The organism is Lactobacillus sp. ESL0246 (assembly GCF_003692965.1).
GTDB lineage: Bacteria > Bacillota > Bacilli > Lactobacillales > Lactobacillaceae > Lactobacillus.
The window spans coordinates 41,681-59,364 of record NZ_REHC01000001.1; the positions used below are offsets into that span (position 1 = coordinate 41,681).

The window sequence follows — 17,684 nt, forward strand, 5'->3', positions numbered from 1 at the left end:
GACAGTTCCGGTGCTTTTTTGATAAAACAGAAAAAATTCCAACTAAATTAAGGTGTATAATTTAATTAATTTGGATATAGTTATAAGCATACAGACTTACCTTACTTTAAATATCTTTAATAGCGATTATTTTGACGATAACACAAGCATTTGACTACAATTTAAAAAAGGAGCTATTTTTTATGATCTTTAGCAATCTTTGGTTAATTATCTTTGCCACTATTTCGTCTCTTTCTCGTGGTATCATTTCTGTAATTGATCGCTATCAAATGGGTTATCGCAAGCAAAGTTCAATTGATGTAAATTTTATTAATAATCTATGCAGTTCTATTTTAGTAACCATTTTTCTTTTTTATATCAGAGAACATTATTCGAGTCCTCGATTTACAAATAATTATTTGCTTAAAGTTGTTATATATGCATTCTTAGCCCAAATTGTTGCTTATGGTTATAGTTTTGTCTATCGTAAAGTATCTATTATGCAGTCGGTGATTTTAAGTAAGCTAACAGATTTGTTTATTCCGTTAGCAATTTTTTTAACAATGGGCTATTTTAGTAAGGCATCCTACTTGGTATCAATTATTTCAACACTGATTGTTGTTATTATATTATTTTTGAACAACGTTCGAGTAAGCTGGATTTTCATGTTCTTGGTCAGACTTTCAGCGTAATTGCACCGTTATTAATTTTACAAGCGGCAATATCACCATTACTAACTAAAGGTTTGATAAAACCAATTGATTTGGTCTTTTTTACAATTATGACCATTTATCTACGTTGCTTTATTTCATTAATTACTTTCTGGTTTAAAAATAAAACTTTTAAAATCAGTACTGAAAATCTTTCTAAAAAAGTTTATATTCTTTATACGATTCGTGCAATTTTAACCCTATTGGCTCAAACCACCTATACACTTGCAACATCATCGATAAATTCAAGTATTGCATGGGTCTTTTTGAATATGACCTCTTTATATAGCGTATTTTTTGGAGATTTATTCTTAAAAGAAAAAATGAAATTAGCGGATATATTAGTGATAATCAGTATTTTAGCATTGACCATAATTTCCAAAGAATTTTTGTGATAATTTTATTGTTAACTTAATGAAGTGATTTATCAATAGTGCAACTAATTATACCTAGATAGACAATATTAAGTAATAAATTAGCAATAGTTTATTTGCTTTGAGTTAAAAATTATTTGGCTAGCCAAATTTCAAGATAGTTAAGAAGTAGCATTACATTTTGTATTGTTGACAATAATGATGCTATACAAAATATTAAATTTAATCACTTGTAAAATAATTAGCCAAATGAACTAATTGGAGAATTTTCTCTAACTACTGAAAAATTTCCCGGGAAATATTTAGTTTTAATTAGTTCGGGTGCAGAAATTGCATCAATATTAAAATTGATGAAAATATTTAGATAGCTAATATTCTAGCAAAGATAATTTTAAAGGAAGTAGTTGGTGATTTTAAATATCTGTTATTATTTTGTTAGAAGTTCTGTGTGTTTCGATAATTAAATAATAAATTACTATTTAACATTGTAGAGTTTTATTTACTATTCTTATTCAAGCGTGAAATTTCTTAAATCTTATTTATAATAATCTTTCTCAAGTCAAAGAAAGTGCTTTCATTAATAATGAAAGGGAGTGACTTCATTGTTGAATTGGATATTAAAGCAGCCAGATTCTACAAAAAAGGTGCCACAAGCTAAAATTGCAAGTACATATAAATGGCGTCAATTTGGAGTTTTACTTGCGACGTGTATCGGCTATATTGGGTATTACATCATTCGCTTGGTATTCACAACTGAACAAAATGATATCATGAAAGAGTATCATTTTACGACTGCGAATATTGGTTTGATTCTTTCATGTTTTGGTATTGGTTACGGTGTAGCCAAACTGTTTATGGGGGTTTTTGCGGATAAATGTGATGCTAACCGGTATTTAATGGTTGGGTTGTTATTATCCGCTATTTTGAATATCTTTTTAGGATCAACACAGAATTTGTACTTAATGATGTTTTTAATGTTTTTAATGGCTGTTACTCAAGGAATGGGTGCAGCAGCCTGTCAAAAAATGATTCAGCTTTGGTGGGGACCACGCATGCGTGGCACAATGTATTCGATTTGGTCCTCTGCACACAATGCTGGATCATTTATCTGTGTTGCAATTGTACAGTTAGCAGTCTTTCTTTTTTCTGGTTCAATTTCAGCTGTTTTTTATACTGCATCTGCAATTTCATTTGTTATCTGTATTTTGATTTTAGTTTTGGGTGCTGATAGACCTAAAGTTGTTGGCTTACCTGATATTGCGACCTATACAGGTGATAAAGTTATTTTAGATAATGGTCAAGTTCTGACAACTGATCAAACCAATTTAAGTGTTAGTCAGATTTTTGTAAAATATATTTTAAAAAACAAACTGGTATGGGCAGTGACGTTAACCTCTATGTCACTTTATTTGGTACGTTATGGAATTCAAAGTTGGATTCCGTCTTATTTGGTTCAGAATAAAGGCTTTGATCCTGCCTCAGCCAAGTGGATTATCGGAATTTTTGAATTAGCTTCTGTACCGGGAGTAATCATTATTGGTGCCATTTCTGATGCTTTAAAGGGTAGACGAGCATTAGTTTCCATCGCCTGTGTGATTGGTACACTAATTTGTCTTACAGTATATTTTTTTAGTATGGATCACACGATGATTATTATTGCATTAATATTGATGGGCAATTTAATTTATGCACCATTAACCTTAGTTGGCCTAATGATTAATGAGGTCGTGCCTAAGTTTGCTGTTGGTGCATCAACCGGATTTATGGGCTTCTTTCAGTATATTTTTGGTGAAACACTGGCCACGGCATTAATTGGTGCTTTAGTTACTAAATTTGGATGGATTGCCAGCAATGCAGTGTTGTATGGTGCTTCAATCATAGCAATTATTTTTCTTCTCTATACTGCAATTAAAGAAACTAAGATGCGCCAAGAGGCAGTTAAATAGTCAAAGAAATATACAAAAAAGTTCATAGATAATATGAACTTTTTTGTATTAGTTAAATAAATCAATATGTAAAGCTGTGCTTCTTGGAAAATATATGACACGAAAAAGTGTATCAAAATCTCGTTGCTGCGACTATCTGAACATGGAGTACAAATTTTTCAATATCACTATGGGAATGGATATTTGTGATAGTAAAGAAATTAACCCAACTTTATAAATTTTATTAAAATGCTTTTTTGGCAATCATTAAGCTGTTAGTTCCTTAGCCACTTGATGAATAATTTGTACGCTATTAATGACAAAAGGAAAACCAATGTCTGGTAAAAGTTGAATAACCGACCATATCAATTCACTTTCATTATTGCCTGCCTTTAGGCTCCCACGGGCATGAGTCTTAATTTGAAACTCGACATTTAATGTAATTAGTGCCAATAATTCATAGCGTTCACGGTCACGAACCGACAAGACACCTCGATTATAAAAATCATTGAAGAAGTGATTGGTTAAAGCTTGAGGTATAAAATTACCGGCTTCATCTGGCAAATCTTTAAGTAGATTCTTAATTTCAGTACCATAAATTTGCGCTTGAGTTTTAGCACCAAAGTTTGAATCTGAATTAGCTTGAGGTTCAGTAAGCTTAATTTGGTGTTGGGTAAAAACTTTTTTGATTATTTTTAATGCCTGTACAACCTTTAATTGACCCATAATAGGAGTTAGTTGATAAACCAGTTCCAAGATAATTTCTGGCGCAATATTAGATGCTAATACTGTTTCAATTTGTTCTGCTAATGAGACAGTTACTCCTTGGGTAATGCTGGCAATAATTGGAATTAGCATTCGATCGTTATTTAAATGCTTGCTGCAATGATTATTTATATCAGTATAAAAAGGTGTGATTAATTCATTAAATTGTTCTTCAATATTTTTAGTCATATTTAAACTCCGTTGTATATTTAAAATTAAGGTCATTTATTAACTATAGTAAATTTCTATTATTCATTGTTAATAAATGCAGTCGAATATAATTTACACATTAAAAATCGATTTCTTCAGTCGTTTTAAAAATAATTCTGCGACAGGTGAAAGATTGATTTCTCTCTTCCAAACAATTTTGATCCTTTGGTGCAGCTGAGGTGATAGTTTTCTAAAAGTTAAGCCAGAACTAGGATCTGTACTTACCAAATTATCTAGTGCAAACATGATTGCTGCATGATTTTTAACTAGCAACGTACCGTTAAAAATCAAATTATAGGTACCGATAAAATTGACGCAATTATTGTAATTACCTAGCCAATTTTGAAAAATTTGTAAACTTTGGGATTGCTGTGAGTTTAGAATTGAACGACCAATCAGGTCTTGTGGCATAATCTCAGCTTTTTGAGTTAAAGGATCATTATTAGCCATTAAAATGCCCCAGGTATCTTTTTCAGGTAAGGTTAGAGAAGCATAGTTAGTTAAGGGAATATCACCAATAATAATTGCAAAATCAGCAGTACCATTATTAAGTTTGCATTCAGCATAGCTGTAATCTCCGCTTAGCAGGTTGATTTTGACAGAAGGGTAATCTGTAATAATTCCGCCAATAATATTCATAATGCGCTGCATTCCCCAACTTTCACCGGCAGCAATTGTTAGTTCGCCACCGATAAAAGCTGATGCGGTTAAATTGCTTTTAGTTTTGGCAGTTAATGCCAGAATTTCCTTTGCTTGTCCCAATAGGTATTGTCCAGCTGGGGTTAAAGTTAGTCGCCGGTTATTACGATTAAATAATTTAACGCCAAGTTCTTGTTCTAATTCAGCTATTTGCCTTGATAGAGCGGGCTGAGAGATTAGTAGCTTTTTGGCTGCATGGGTCATGTTGGACTCTTGGGCTACCGCTACAAAATAATTTAAAACGCGTAATTCCATCTTGATATTCACTCCGTTCCTAATTATAAATATAATTTAGTTATCATATTTATTAAATAATAACAAATAAGTATAATTACAAAAATAACCTGTAATCAAATAATGATGACAGGCTATTTATTCCATAGCTGGATGGAATAATTTTGTTTACTTTGACCATAGGAAATTAACTAAAAGTTGATTAACTAGATTATTTTCGTGTAGTTTACTGTGTTGAGCTTGTGAACCGACAATTTCTTTTTCTTGGTATGATCGTACCCGTGGGATAACTAAATAACGATATGAACGTGCTGAGTTAACTTCAACCGAGCCATCACTACCATGTCCGGTATTACCATAAATATTTAATACTCGGGCATTTTTAGGAAATTTGTGTCGTAGGCTTAAAAGACCACGGTAACCAGTATCCATTACTTTGGGTGAACCATTATGATTTAATTGGGTGTGTGTAGGAGCTCCGCTTTCACCAATATAGCCATTATAGTGCCCAGCAATTGATACCTGTTTGTTTAATACGGGAAGTTTAGAATTGTCAGCATTATCTCGAAGGTAGTAAGCGATTTGTAAATTTCCCATTGAATGTCCTACTAAGTTGATTTTTTTGAAATGATATTTTTTTTGTAAGGCAATGATAACGTCTTTAACATAACTGCTGCTTTTGCTTAAGGCAATTTCTTGATTAGTTGTCTTTGAGCTTACACTTCGGTTGTTAAGTAAGTTGGCTTCAACAATTGGATTTTTAGCACTTTTTTTAATAGTACCAATCAAGGTAACGTGTCCGTTGGGACTGACATCTGCTCTAATAATTGAATTAGTCCATCCATGTTCCTGCGCATATCTGACCATATTTTCTTCGGCATGATAACTACTTCCCCAACCATGGAAAAAGATGGTAGGTGTTGCAATTTGACTGCTAGCGTCTTTTTCTTGGAGGAAATTGTAAAAAAGAAATCCGGAAAAAATAAGAATAATTATTAAAGCAAGACTAATAAAAGTTGTTTTGCTTTTCTTCATGTTTGTTCCTCCATAATAGCTGATAAGTTAAAGTGCCTTTAGGTCATCAGTAATTTGTTCAACAGTTAAATGATTATCTCGGTAGATTTGAGCAAGTGGTGTTTGGTCAGTATAAATCCGTTTTTGTCCATAATTCAAAACCTTAATATTTTGCTTACCTAGGTAGGAAGCGACTTTTTGACCAAAACCACCATCAAGTATGTTATTTTCAAGAGTAATAATAACTTGGTGATCTTGTGCTAATTTATCTAAGGATTGCTTGTCAAGGATATTAGCTGAAATCGGATTGACAAGAGTGGCATCCAATTTTTGAGCAAGATTTTCACCTAAAGAATAAAAATCACCTAAGGCTAGGATTGCTATATTTTTACCTGGTTGAATTTGATATTGAATCTGGTCATAATCTGTTTCAATTTGTGTAGCGCTATCAGTAGGAACACTAAGTGTGGGCATTTTAATAGCTACAGGATGCTGTCTTTGTTTAATTGCCCATTGCAGCATTGCACGTTCTTCTGCTAAAGAGGTTGGTGCAAGATAAATCCAATTAGGCAGATTAGAAATCATTACTTGATCAAATATACCCAAATGTGTTTTTGATTCACTCGACAATCCACCACCAGCAACCATCATTACTACTGGCAAATTATTTGCTGCGACATCGTGAGATAGTTGATCAAAAGCTCGTTGTAAAAAAGTCGAATTTTCAAATAATACAGGAATTCCTCCTTCTTTGGCAAAACCAGCTGCAAAAGCAACAGATTCTTGCTCCGCTATACCAACGTCGGTGTAATTATCAGGATAATCATGCTTAAATTGATCAAGATTAAACACTCCTGGAATTGCTGCATTGATCGCCATGATTTTTTGCCCCATTTGTATTTCTTCTTTAAGAACGTCAAGGGCTATTGTTTTTGCAGTCGGCTTGTCTAAAACAGGTGTAGTTGGTTGATCAGTAGCTAAATCAAATGGTACAACCCAGTGGTGAGCTTCCTCATCCTTAAGAGCGGGTTCGTATCCTTTGCCTTTGGTTGTATTAATGTGTAAAAGAATTGGATGATCGACATCTTTTACGGCCTTGAAAGCAGCAATCATATCTGAGAGGTCATTACCATTTTGAACATAACGGTAATCAAAACCCATTGCTGTAAATGGATTTTCTTTAGCTTGACCATTCGAATTTCTTAACTTAGCTAGGGCAGTGACGAGCCCACCTACATTTTGATCAATCGACCACTGGTTATCATTAATCACAATAACTAAATTGTGCTTTTCGATTGCAGCATTGTTTAATCCTTCAAAGGCTAAACCCCCTGTCATTGAGCCATCACCAATTAAAGCCATAATGTTTTCATGACCGCCCATGAGATCTCGTGCTTTGGCCATACCTGTTGCTAAAGCAATGGATGTGGATGTATGTCCAATTGAATAGTAATCATAGGGACTTTCATCTGGATTAGAATATGGAGTAACGTCCTTATAGTGTTCTGGGTCTAGCCATGCTTGAGCACGTCCGGTTAACATTTTATGTGGATATGTTTGATGTGAAACATCCCAAACAATCTTATCTGTGGGTGCATTGAAAACATAGTGGTAGGCAATAGTTGCTTCTACTATTCCTAAATCTGGTCCCAGGTGCCCGCCTTCTGCAGCATCTTTTTCTAAGACTAGTGTTCGGATTTCTTCAGCTAATTGTTCCATTTCACTTATGCTTAAATTTTTTAAGTCTTGCGGACTAGAAATTTTTCTTAATAAGTAATCATTATGATTATTCATGATTAATACCTCCTAGTAATATAACTATTATAGGTTTGATAGTATAAAGTATAAAATACTTTATTTTGATAGCATTAATAAGTTTTAGTAATGTTAGTTTATTTAGGATATTAGTTTCTAACATGCAAAACTGATATTAGTGTATCAAATTATAAGACTAATTGTAGTACCTAAGGTAAGGACGAAGTCAACAAAAATATTTTATCTAGTAAAATACTTGCTATTTTTTGAGCTATAATCAAGGAGAATAAGTGACAAGTTTATCAAAATAATAAAGGAGCTGAAAATGATGAAGATTGGTTTCATTGGAACGGGTGTGATGGGAAATGCGATCTGTTTACATCTAATACAAGCAGGGCACCAACTCTATGTTTATAACCGAACAAAAAGTAAGGCGAATAATTTGATTTCGCGCGGTGCAATATGGTGCACCACTCCACAAGAAGTGGCTGAAGCAGTAGACTTGGTTTTTACAATGGTAGGATTTCCAAGTGATGTCGAGAAAGTTTACTTCGGTAAGAATGGGATTTTATCTGCATCGGTAAATAAAAAATATCTTGTCGATATGACAACCTCTAAACCTCAACTGGCTCAAAAAATTGCTGCTATTGGTAATAAAAAAGGAGCTCTTGTCTTAGATGCTCCAGTATCTGGAGGTGATCTTGGTGCAAAGAATGGAACATTAACAATTATGGTTGGGGGTAGTAAAGACGCATATAAAGAATTGAACCCCATTTTTAAGGATTTTGGCAAACAGATACACTATTTTGGTTTACCAGGCTCAGGTCAAAACACTAAAATGGCTAATCAAATTATGATTGCGGGTACAATGACGGGAATGACTGAATGTTTGGTTTATGCTCAAAAGGCTGGGTTAGATTTAGAAGCAGTTCTTAAAACACTTGGTGGAGGAAGTGCAGCTAATTGGAGTTTAGCAAATTACGGACCCAGAATTCTTAAAGGAGATTATACACCGGGATTTTTTAGTAAGCACTTTCTAAAGGATTTGCGGATTGCATTGGAAACTGCTGAAGAAATGAATATAAATCTGCCAGCAACAGCAGAAGCAAAAAAGTTGTATGAGATTTTAGTAGACAAAAAACATTTAGGCGATTTAGGAACGCAGGGCTTGATTAAACTTTGGTGGAAGTAAAACAATACAAGGCAATTAAAAGTCAAAGCTTAAATCAATGTGTAGATTTGGCGCAAAGAAAAAGCACAACAGAATCTGACCGATACAGTTGTGCTTAAAACATAGGCTATCTAATAATAAATTAAGTTAAAAAGAATCAAAAAAATACCACCAAAGATAATAAAGGGAATTAAAAAATGGACAAAAAAGATAAAAACAATACCGCATGTTAATAAGAAAAATAGTATCTTAAAAATTCCGACACCAATTTTGCTAAATAGCCCAATCAAGCAAAATATTAATAAAAGTGTAATCATTCCTAATCACCTCTGTTAATAAGTTAAATAATATTATAGTCTTTTTTTGTTTAAATTTAGTTTTAAAGCTTAATCTTAAATAATCATTAATAGTTATTTTGACATGATATAATAGATTTTCAACTTAGAGAAAGAAAAATACTGACGGAGGAGCACACTTGCACTTTAAACAAATAATTTTTGATGTTGATGATACTTTAATAGATTTTGCTTCTACCGAAAATTTTGCTTTGCACAGTCTTTTTAGTGCTCATCATTGGCATTTAACAGCTGAGTTACAAAGACGATACAATACTTACAATCAGGGGTTATGGCGACAACTTGAACGAGGTAAGATTACTTATAATCAACTTAGTGAGATGGTTTTTAGTAATTTTATTCGGGATAATCTTAATATTGAGGTTGATGGTAATGCCATTATGAATGAATATCGTTCTTATTTTAGTGAAACACATAAATTATTGCCTGGAGTTAAAAATACGTTGGACTTTGCTAAGAAGAATGGTTATAAATTAACCATCTTGAGTAATGGTGAAACATATATGCAATCTCATCGGCTAGAACTAGCAAAAATCAAAGACTACTTTTCTTTAATTGTTACCTCAGAAGAAGCAGGTTTTTCAAAACCAGATCCGAAGATTTTTGATTATTTTTTTGGTTTAACTGAAATTAGTGCCGATGAAACTATCTTTTTTGGGGATGGATTACAATCAGATATTTTGGGTGCTAAAAATTATGGCTTTGATTGTATTTGGTATAACCACCGCCACCGAAAAAACACTCTGAATTTGCAACCATTGGTGGAAGTAACGACTTACCCACAACTAGTTAAGATTCTTAAAACAAATCTGTCACAGAGATGATTAATTTGAGGAAGTAGTTATACCATGGTTGATGTTTATTATGTTTAAAATTTAACAATAAAGTGACTAAATTAAGGATGATAAGAATGAAAATAGGATTTATTGGAACAGGTAAAATTGGAAAAGCAATAATTTTGGGGCTACTTAATGCCGATATGGTAAATACAGATATTTTTGTTTATGATGGTGGCCATAAGTCAGCCCAAACAGTTGCTGACAAATTAAAATTACAGTTAATTAAAAATTATTCAGAATTCATAAATTGTGATGCTGTTATTGTAGCTGTTGGAAGTCCAGCTAATGAAAAGATTTTTATGAAACTGAGTCAAGTATATCGCGGTATTATTATTTCAACTGGCGGAGGAGACTTATTAAAAATTAATCAGAAGCTATCAGGTAACAGTTCTTTTGTAAAAGTAGTACCCAATACACCCGTTCAATTAGGTGAAGGAATCACTGTAATTAGTTTTAAAGAAGATGAGTCAGAAGAAGTAATTACTAAGGTTAAGACCTTGTTTACTAGTTTAGGAGATGTGTATATTGTTCCAGAGAAATTATTAGGCATCTATGGTACTATTGCTGGTTGTACCCCTGCGTATATTGATCTTTTAATTGAGGCGCTCAGTGATGCTGCCGTTGAAAATGGGGTTAAGCGGTCAGAGTCATATCGAATTATTGAAAAGATGCTTTTGGGAACAGCAAAACTGGCACTGACTAGTCAAAAACTACCTGAAGAATTGAAAGACGAAGTAACAACTCCAGGGGGTTCAACAATTAAGGGTGTAAATAAACTTGAAGAAAAGGGATTCCGTGGAGCATTAATCGCAGCAATTAATGCATCGATGAACTAGAAGACGTTTCATGTGAAACAATTATTTAATGAAACAAATAAGGATCAAATGCTTTGATTAAAACATTTGATCCTTTTTAAACTGGTAAATGGCCTACCAGTTTTTTGAGTAAGTCAATATATGTATTTAAGAATTGGAATAAGTTGAAAGATTAAAATTCTTTGGTTAAGTCAACTGGAGTATCAGGTTTTTCGCCTTTAATCAGCTTTAAGTTATTATCAAAAGAATTAATAACCATGTTACGAACAGCATGAGTAGTGTAAAAGGCAGTATGAGGAGTTACCAAGACATTTGGACGAGCGATTAAGTCAGCCAAGCGTTTATCTGGCAATTCTTTAGTACTGAAATCGTTGTTAAAAATCCCAACTTCATTTTCATAAGTATCCATTACGAAACCAAAGATTTTACCAGAGTCTAATCCGCGAACAATTGCATCAGTATCAACTAATGGTCCTCTAGAAACATTGACAATAACAACATCATCTTTCATTTTCTTAATAGAATCATCATTAATCATGTGGATGTTTTCTGGAACGTCAGGCACATGTAATGAAATAACATCGGCTTGTGCGTAGAGGTCATCTAAATTATCAACATAGTAGCCTTTCTTTTCCAATTCTGGATTTTTAAAGATATCATAAGCGATAACTTTAGCACCGAATCCTTCCATTATTTTCATAAATACTTGTCCGATATGACCAGTACCAATAACTCCGACTGTTTGATCACGTACTTCACGGCCAATAGTAGGTGCCCAACGGAAATCATGGTTTGCAATTTTTTCGTCCATAGCTTTGTCTTGACGTAAGACTCTGGCAGCTTGAATGGCTGCATGTTCTGCAATCGCATCAGGAGAATAAACCGGAACATTTGTTAACTTGAAACCTAATTCTTTAGCTTTCTTCAAGTCAATATTATCAATACCAACGTTACGAATAGACCAGTTATGGATTCCTAATTTGTCAAGAGCTTCAATTGTATCTGCTTTATAGTCTAATTGTTGATAGGTAACAACACCATCAGCACCTTTAGCTAATTCTGCAGTTTCTGGAGTTAATAGTTGGTCAGTGAAATCAACATCAATTTCAGGATGGGCATCTTTCCATTCGTGTACAAAGGGCTCCTCATCCTTACGAATTGCGTAAGCATAAATTTTAGTCATAAAATCTAACCTCCATAGATAATAATTATTATTGTCTCTTGTGCTATTATACACTTGTAAAATCGGATTTGAAAAGCATTAATTGTGAATTTGTTTACTTTTATAAAATCCATCAAATTAAGTAATCGCTTACAATTGTTTTATACAAGATTACTAGATAAATAAACAAATAACAATATTTTTGAATTGTGGTAGTGAAAAAGTGAACATCTTTTTGCATGAGTGTTAATGTATAAGACATTTGTAAAAACCGCTATAATAAAAAATAACAAATAAAAGGAGAAAAAAATGATTTTAATTTCATGGAATATTGATTCACTTAATGCAGCTTTAACCGGTACGTCTTCAAGGGCAGAAGAGACACGTCAAGTGTTAAAGGTGATTCGTAATCAGAAAGCTGATGTTATTGCAATTCAGGAGACAAAATTGCGGGCAACTGGACCGACAAAGAAACATCTCGATATTTTGACAACAGAATTTCCGCAATATGATTTAGTTTGGCGTTCAGCAGAAGAACCAGCCCGTAAAAGTTATGCTGGAACAATGTTTTTGTATAAAAAGGATCTAAATCCAGTGGTTTCGTTCCCAGTTATTGGAGCTCCCGAACCAATGGATAATGAAGGTAGAATTATTACGTTAGAATTCCCCAACTATTTTGTTACGCAAGTTTATACACCTAACTCTGGCAGTGGTTTGAAGCGACTAGATGAGCGCCAAATTTGGGATGATCGCTATCGTAAATATTTAGCTAAATTGGATCAGCAAAAGCCAGTACTGGCTAGTGGAGACTATAACTGTGCACACGAAGAAATAGATCTTAAACATCCTGATAACAATCATCATTCAGCTGGTTTTACCGATGAAGAACGGATTGGTTTTTCTAAGTTGCTTCAAGCTGGGTTTACTGATACGTTTAGAAAAGTTAATGGTAACATTGAAGGAGTTTATTCTTGGTGGGCGCAAAGAATTAAGACGGCTAAAATTAATAATTCAGGTTGGAGAATTGATTATTGGTTAACTAGTAATCGAATTGCTAACTTGGTAAAACGTTCAGAAATGATGGCGACTGGGGCGCGTGCTGATCATTGCCCAATTTTGTTAGAGATTACTATATAATTTGGTGGTAATTATGACGGAGAAATCCAAAATAGTTGGGTTTCTTTTTCTTTTATGTAAAATTTATTTTGAGGTGATAAATAAAATGAATAATCCATTACAGGATGCAATTCTTAACGGCTTATACGATTCAGCTTATCCTGGACATGAATTGTTAAATCCTAAACTATTACAAAACACCCCAAATGATAAGATATGGCTAACTTTGCGTTCGGAATTGCTACATTGTCGTAGTTTTACTTGGGCGGTTGCATTTATTACACAAGATATGCTGGTACCATTTAAAGCTATCATGGCTGATTTGGCATGTGAAAATATTTCGGGAACTTTAATTACTGGAGATTATTTAGCTTTTAATAATCCTCAAGTTTTCCGAGAATTGTTAAAAATTAAGAATTTAACTGTCAAAATTGCTCAAAAAGATTTTCATGCTAAGGGATATTTTTTTGAACATGAAAGTTGGCAAACAATTGTAATTGGTAGTGCTAATTTTACTAGATCAGCCATGTTGAGTAATTATGAATGGGCTTTAAAACTCAGTTCTAAGAATAACGCATCTTTGACTAACCAGATTGCTGACGAAGTTAAAGAATTATGTAAAAATAGTTACCCATTAACTACTAGATGGGTGGAGAATTATGAACGGAATTGGAAAAAGCCGGCAGTTCCTTTAAATGAATCATCCCACTCTGACAATTCTATTGAGCCAAATCAAATGCAGAAAGATGCACTAGAAGAATTGCAGAATTTGATTAAAAGTGGTCAAAAACGCGGACTCATTGTGTCGGCAACAGGAACAGGGAAAACTTATCTTGGAGCTTTTGCAGTAAAAGCTTTTAAGCCACGCAAATTTTTGTATGTGGTTCATCGAGAGCAGATTGCTCAAAAGGCTTTAGCAAGTTTTTATCAAATAATAGGTGGCGATTATCGTGATTTTGGTTTGTTAACTGGGCACAAGCAACAATTAGAATGCCGGTATATATTTGCAACCATACAAACTTTAAGTCGACCAGAAATGTTAGCTAAACTTGATGATAATGAGTTTGATTATATTTTAATTGATGAAGCTCATCGGGCTGCTGCTCCGAGCTATCAACGGATTCTTGCTAAATTTAAACCGCAATTTTGGTTGGGAATGACAGCTACACCAGAGCGAATGGATGATAAAGATGTTTATCAACTTTTTGATTATAATTTAGCGTATGAAATTCGTCTACGTGGGGCCCTTGAAGAGAAAATGCTGACACCATTTCATTATGTTGGTGTTGCTGATTATGAACAAGATGGTGAAACCATTAATGAAACTGCTAATCTTAGCCGATTACTTGCACCTAAGCGAGTTACTTATATATTAGACCAACTTAATTATTACGGTTATTGTGGTGATAGTGCCAAAGGACTAGTATTTTGTAGCCGTCAGGACGAGGCTCGAGAATTAGCACGAATTTTCTCCGAAAAAAAGCATCCAGCAATTGCCCTAACTAATACTGATAACGAAACACGACGTGCAGAAGTAGTTAAGAAGTTGGAGCAGGGAGAAATCGAATATATCATTACAGTTGATCTTTTTAATGAAGGAATTGATATTCCGGCGCTGAACCAAATTGTGATGTTGCGGAATACACAGTCTAGTATTGTTTTCATTCAACAGTTAGGTCGAGGATTGCGCAAATATCCTGGCAAAGATTATGTTACGGTAATTGATTTTATCGGTAACTATAAAAATAACTATTTAATACCCATTGCTTTAAATCAAGATTTTAGTCGAGATCGGGATAAGATTCGTAAAGAGAGTACACTACCAGGACTAATTGATGTTTCAACTATTAATTTCAGCCAAATTGCTTCTAATAAAATTTTGGAATCACTTGATAAAATTAAGCTTGATAGTATTAAAGAATTGCGGCAATCTTATCAACAATTGAAGGAAAAGATTGGACGTCCACCACTATTGTTAGACTTCTATCGATATGGTTCTACTTCCCCAATTGTTTTTGCTAATAATCATCAATTGGCAAATTATGGTTCCTTTTTAACTAAAATGGGTGAGTCCATTATATTGAATAGGTCAGAAAATGCGATTTTATCTTTTGTAACTAAAGAATTGTTAAATGGTAAAAGACCACATGAATTGTTATTGCTACAAGAGCTTCTTGAAAGACGGCAAATTAGTCAAGTTGAATTTGAACAGTCTTTAAGTCGAAATGACGCATATGTCAATGAGGCGGTTTTAAATTCGGTAATGGCAATTTTATCATTAACTTTTTTTGATATTAAGCAGGGTAAGACTACTAAAAAAGTATTGTATGGCGGCCAAGCATTGATTGAACAACCGGATTTATTTTCATACGCACTTACACCCAAGCTGCAACAACAATTGCACGAAAACTTAACTTTTAAAAAACTGTTTAAGGATGCAATTGATACAGGATTGGCGTTAAGCAAAAGTTACAATCCAGAACAGCAGTTTACCCTTTACCAGCAATACGATCGTAAAGATGTTTGCCGTTTGTTAAATTGGCCTAAAGATGTGTCAGCACCGATGTATGGTTATCGAGTTGATAAAGATGAAACACCAATATTTATTACTTATAAAAATGATGCAGCACATAAAAGAAGTGCACTCTATAATAATACATTAGAAAATGGCCGTAGCTTGAGGTGGTATACAAGAACTCCGAGGCATTTAGATTCAGCGGAAGTAAATCGTTTGCTTAATACTTCAAAAATGAAATTACATTTATTTGTTAAAAGCAGTAATGCAGTTGGCAAACAATTTTTCTATTTGGGACAAGTCGACATTCAAAGGGATACTATTAAAGAAGAACTGCTTGGACCAAAAAAGAAACCAGTTGTTGGGATGGATTTAGTACTCAGACAACCACTACCCATTAAAATGTATGAATTGCTCTTTGGTGAATAAAAAGAAGCTCTAAATGAAGAGCTTCTTTTTTGTTATAATTTGTTTTATTTTATCTCGAAACAAAGGTATTCGGCTTAATATGCTGCAAAATTTCATAGCCGACATCTTTTTGATCATTTTTATTATCATTGGTTTGATTTAAGAACATAACAATACCGTTTTGATTGTCACTTGTTAGTTGAACCCAAGTGCCAAAGTGCATTGCATTAAAACTGCCATAAGCTAACTTAAGCGAATCGTTATTTTGCAAATACATGCCGCCTGAATAATCGCTTACTTTACTCTTTAAATGAGTTAGATAATAGAAGTCATCCTTACTGAGAATGGTACCATCGGTTAAACCAACTTGAATTTTGTAGTATTCATCAGGAGAGGTAAACAAGTTACCTGCTCCCGGAATTTGCGAAGCCAGCGATCGTTTAATATAGGCCGAATTTTGATAATTCTTACTACCGTTAGAAAAGTACGAAATGGGATCGGTTTTGTCATTAGGAATATCCTGGTATAAATATGTATTTTGTAAGTTTAACTTATCAATAATTCTTTTTTGTAAATTAGCTTCGTATGATTGACCAGTTACTTGCCTGATTATTCCAGTAAGTAAAATATAATTGCTATTATTGTAGTGGTAACTACCGGTCGAATCTAAGGTAGATGAATTAATATTATTGACCACCCAATTTACTGCTCCAGCTTCGGAATAATTGCGACCACGATTAATTTCTGTACCGGTAGCTGTAATTCCTGATGTATGAGTAAGTAAATTTCCCACTGAAATTTGATTAGCGTTTTTCAAATTGGGATACCAACGAGAAATCTTAGTGTACTGCGAAAATGCTTTATTAGTATTACTGGTTTCGTTAATTAGCTGCACAATCATGGCGCCAGTAATTACTTTTTGTAAAGAAGCGGTTGGATAAACAACATTGCTATCGCCATTACCAATTCGCTTGCCATACCATGCATAACCATAACTAATTGTCTGGGGGATGCCGTTTTTAATAACGGTTACAGTTCCCCGCACATTGTGCTTTTTTAAAGTGTTTCTGACAAAGTTGTACATTTCCATGTTGTTACTATTAGTTGTTGAAGTTGTTGCTGCTTTAACTTCTCTTACTTCTGCAGGTGTTAGAATAGAAGCTCCGAGAAGGGCTGCAGCAGATAACGTTAAAAATTTGTGTTTCAAAATATAGATTTTCTCCCTTGAAGTATTATTTGTATTATAAAACGTTAACAGTAACAAAGATATGCGAAAAAGGTTAAGATTATTTAACAATTATATTTTTATGTTGCAGTAAATGTAATAGTCAATATTAGATTGCTTAAAACTACTTTGAATATCGGACAAATCTTCTCTAAAGGTTGTAATAACAAGCTTTTTACAAAGTAAGCAAAAAAATAATAAAAAAAGCTTGCAAAAGAAGAAAAAGGTTGCTAATATAAATAACTGTCGTCGGGCGAAAGTCAAAGAGACAGAAGCGAAGAGGACAAAAAACATTTGAAAGAAAAGCTTGACAAAGGAAAGCTGATTTAGTAAGATGATAAACGTTGCTGCTTGAAAGAGCAGAGAGCGGACAGAAAAAAGTTCTTGACAAAGAGAACAAGATCTGATAAAT

At 33.6% G+C, this 17,684-nt stretch carries 14 protein-coding genes; 8 read left to right on the plus strand and 6 right to left on the minus strand.

Annotated elements, in window-relative coordinates; all coding sequences use genetic code 11:
• Positions 1-182 precede the first annotated feature (182 nt).
• The 3 genes from F5ESL0246_RS00225 (at position 183) to F5ESL0246_RS00235 (ending at position 3,009) form a co-directional block, all read left to right on the plus strand.
• The gene (locus F5ESL0246_RS00225; protein ID WP_122017552.1) at positions 183-671 is read left to right on the plus strand and encodes a hypothetical protein; all 489 of its coding nucleotides are present in this window, start codon (positions 183-185) and stop codon (positions 669-671) included.
• Between the two features lie 29 nt (positions 672-700).
• Positions 701-1,084, plus strand: coding sequence for an EamA family transporter (locus F5ESL0246_RS00230; RefSeq protein ID WP_255409619.1), 384 nt, complete (start codon positions 701-703; stop codon positions 1,082-1,084).
• 581 nt (positions 1,085-1,665) lie between these two features.
• The gene (locus F5ESL0246_RS00235; protein ID WP_122017554.1) at positions 1,666-3,009 is read left to right on the plus strand and encodes an MFS transporter; all 1,344 of its coding nucleotides are present in this window, start codon (positions 1,666-1,668) and stop codon (positions 3,007-3,009) included.
• Positions 3,010-3,255: 246 nt separating this feature from the next.
• Here the strand turns inward: F5ESL0246_RS00235 and F5ESL0246_RS00240 are convergent, their stop codons facing one another.
• From F5ESL0246_RS00240 to F5ESL0246_RS00255, 4 genes are all read right to left on the minus strand, one after another.
• Entirely contained in the window at positions 3,256-3,942 is a 687-nt protein-coding gene (locus F5ESL0246_RS00240) for a carboxymuconolactone decarboxylase family protein (protein ID WP_158592773.1), read from the minus strand.
• A gap of 93 nt (positions 3,943-4,035) precedes the next feature.
• The gene (locus F5ESL0246_RS00245; RefSeq protein WP_122017556.1) at positions 4,036-4,917 is read right to left on the minus strand and encodes a LysR family transcriptional regulator; all 882 of its coding nucleotides are present in this window, start codon (positions 4,915-4,917) and stop codon (positions 4,036-4,038) included.
• Positions 4,918-5,064: 147 nt separating this feature from the next.
• Positions 5,065-5,931: an alpha/beta hydrolase gene (locus tag F5ESL0246_RS00250; protein WP_122017557.1), complete on the minus strand. Its 867-nt coding sequence runs from the start codon at positions 5,929-5,931 to the stop codon at positions 5,065-5,067.
• 27 nt (positions 5,932-5,958) lie between these two features.
• Positions 5,959-7,704: a 1-deoxy-D-xylulose-5-phosphate synthase gene (locus tag F5ESL0246_RS00255; protein WP_122017558.1), complete on the minus strand. Its 1,746-nt coding sequence runs from the start codon at positions 7,702-7,704 to the stop codon at positions 5,959-5,961.
• Positions 7,705-7,975: 271 nt separating this feature from the next.
• Here F5ESL0246_RS00255 and F5ESL0246_RS00260 point away from each other — a divergent pair, with 271 nt between their 5' ends.
• The 3 genes from F5ESL0246_RS00260 to proC all read left to right on the plus strand — a co-directional run bounded on the left by F5ESL0246_RS00260 (position 7,976) and on the right by proC (position 10,867).
• Positions 7,976-8,857, plus strand: coding sequence for an NAD(P)-dependent oxidoreductase (locus F5ESL0246_RS00260; protein WP_255409417.1), 882 nt, complete (start codon positions 7,976-7,978; stop codon positions 8,855-8,857).
• A gap of 454 nt (positions 8,858-9,311) precedes the next feature.
• The gene (locus tag F5ESL0246_RS00270) at positions 9,312-10,016 is read left to right on the plus strand and encodes a YjjG family noncanonical pyrimidine nucleotidase (RefSeq protein WP_122017561.1); all 705 of its coding nucleotides are present in this window, start codon (positions 9,312-9,314) and stop codon (positions 10,014-10,016) included.
• 86 nt (positions 10,017-10,102) lie between these two features.
• Complete coding sequence (proC, locus tag F5ESL0246_RS00275; RefSeq protein WP_158592457.1) at positions 10,103-10,867, plus strand: pyrroline-5-carboxylate reductase; 765 nt, start codon at positions 10,103-10,105, stop codon at positions 10,865-10,867.
• A gap of 151 nt (positions 10,868-11,018) precedes the next feature.
• On the opposite strand, the gene F5ESL0246_RS00280 is transcribed toward proC, so the two are convergent.
• Positions 11,019-12,029 carry a D-2-hydroxyacid dehydrogenase gene (locus F5ESL0246_RS00280; protein ID WP_122017563.1) on the minus strand — a complete coding sequence of 337 codons (1,011 nt, stop codon included), beginning with the start codon at positions 12,027-12,029 and terminating at the stop codon, positions 11,019-11,021.
• A 288-nt stretch (positions 12,030-12,317) separates the two neighbouring features.
• On the opposite strand from F5ESL0246_RS00280, the gene F5ESL0246_RS00285 reads away from it, so the two are divergent.
• Positions 12,318-13,145 carry an exodeoxyribonuclease III gene (locus F5ESL0246_RS00285; protein WP_122017564.1) on the plus strand — a complete coding sequence of 276 codons (828 nt, stop codon included), beginning with the start codon at positions 12,318-12,320 and terminating at the stop codon, positions 13,143-13,145.
• Positions 13,146-13,230: 85 nt separating this feature from the next.
• On the plus strand, positions 13,231-16,068 hold the full coding sequence (locus F5ESL0246_RS00290; protein ID WP_122017565.1) for a DEAD/DEAH box helicase: 2,838 nt from the start codon (positions 13,231-13,233) through the stop codon (positions 16,066-16,068).
• Between the two features lie 49 nt (positions 16,069-16,117).
• Here F5ESL0246_RS00290 and F5ESL0246_RS00295 read toward each other — a convergent pair whose 3' ends face one another.
• Positions 16,118-17,254, minus strand: a complete 1,137-nt coding sequence (locus tag F5ESL0246_RS00295) for a serine hydrolase (RefSeq protein WP_122017566.1) — start codon at positions 17,252-17,254, stop codon at positions 16,118-16,120.
• Positions 17,255-17,684 lie beyond the last annotated feature (430 nt).

Bases quoted from the DNA above. Each gene is read 5' to 3' on its own strand.
- F5ESL0246_RS00250 (WP_122017557.1), bottom strand. From the start codon at position 5,931: ATGAAGAAAAGCAAAACAACTTTTATTAGTCTTGCTTTAATAATTATT.
- F5ESL0246_RS00255 (WP_122017558.1), bottom strand. From the start codon at position 7,704: ATGAATAATCATAATGATTACTTATTAAGAAAAATTTCTAGTCCGCAA.
- F5ESL0246_RS00280 (WP_122017563.1), bottom strand. From the start codon at position 12,029: ATGACTAAAATTTATGCTTACGCAATTCGTAAGGATGAGGAGCCCTTT.
- F5ESL0246_RS00285 (WP_122017564.1), top strand. From the start codon at position 12,318: ATGATTTTAATTTCATGGAATATTGATTCACTTAATGCAGCTTTAACC.
- F5ESL0246_RS00245 (WP_122017556.1), bottom strand. From the start codon at position 4,917: ATGGAATTACGCGTTTTAAATTATTTTGTAGCGGTAGCCCAAGAGTCC.
- proC (WP_158592457.1), top strand. From the start codon at position 10,103: ATGAAAATAGGATTTATTGGAACAGGTAAAATTGGAAAAGCAATAATT.
- F5ESL0246_RS00240 (WP_158592773.1), bottom strand. From the start codon at position 3,942: ATGACTAAAAATATTGAAGAACAATTTAATGAATTAATCACACCTTTT.
- F5ESL0246_RS00290 (WP_122017565.1), top strand. From the start codon at position 13,231: ATGAATAATCCATTACAGGATGCAATTCTTAACGGCTTATACGATTCA.
- F5ESL0246_RS00225 (WP_122017552.1), top strand. From the start codon at position 183: ATGATCTTTAGCAATCTTTGGTTAATTATCTTTGCCACTATTTCGTCT.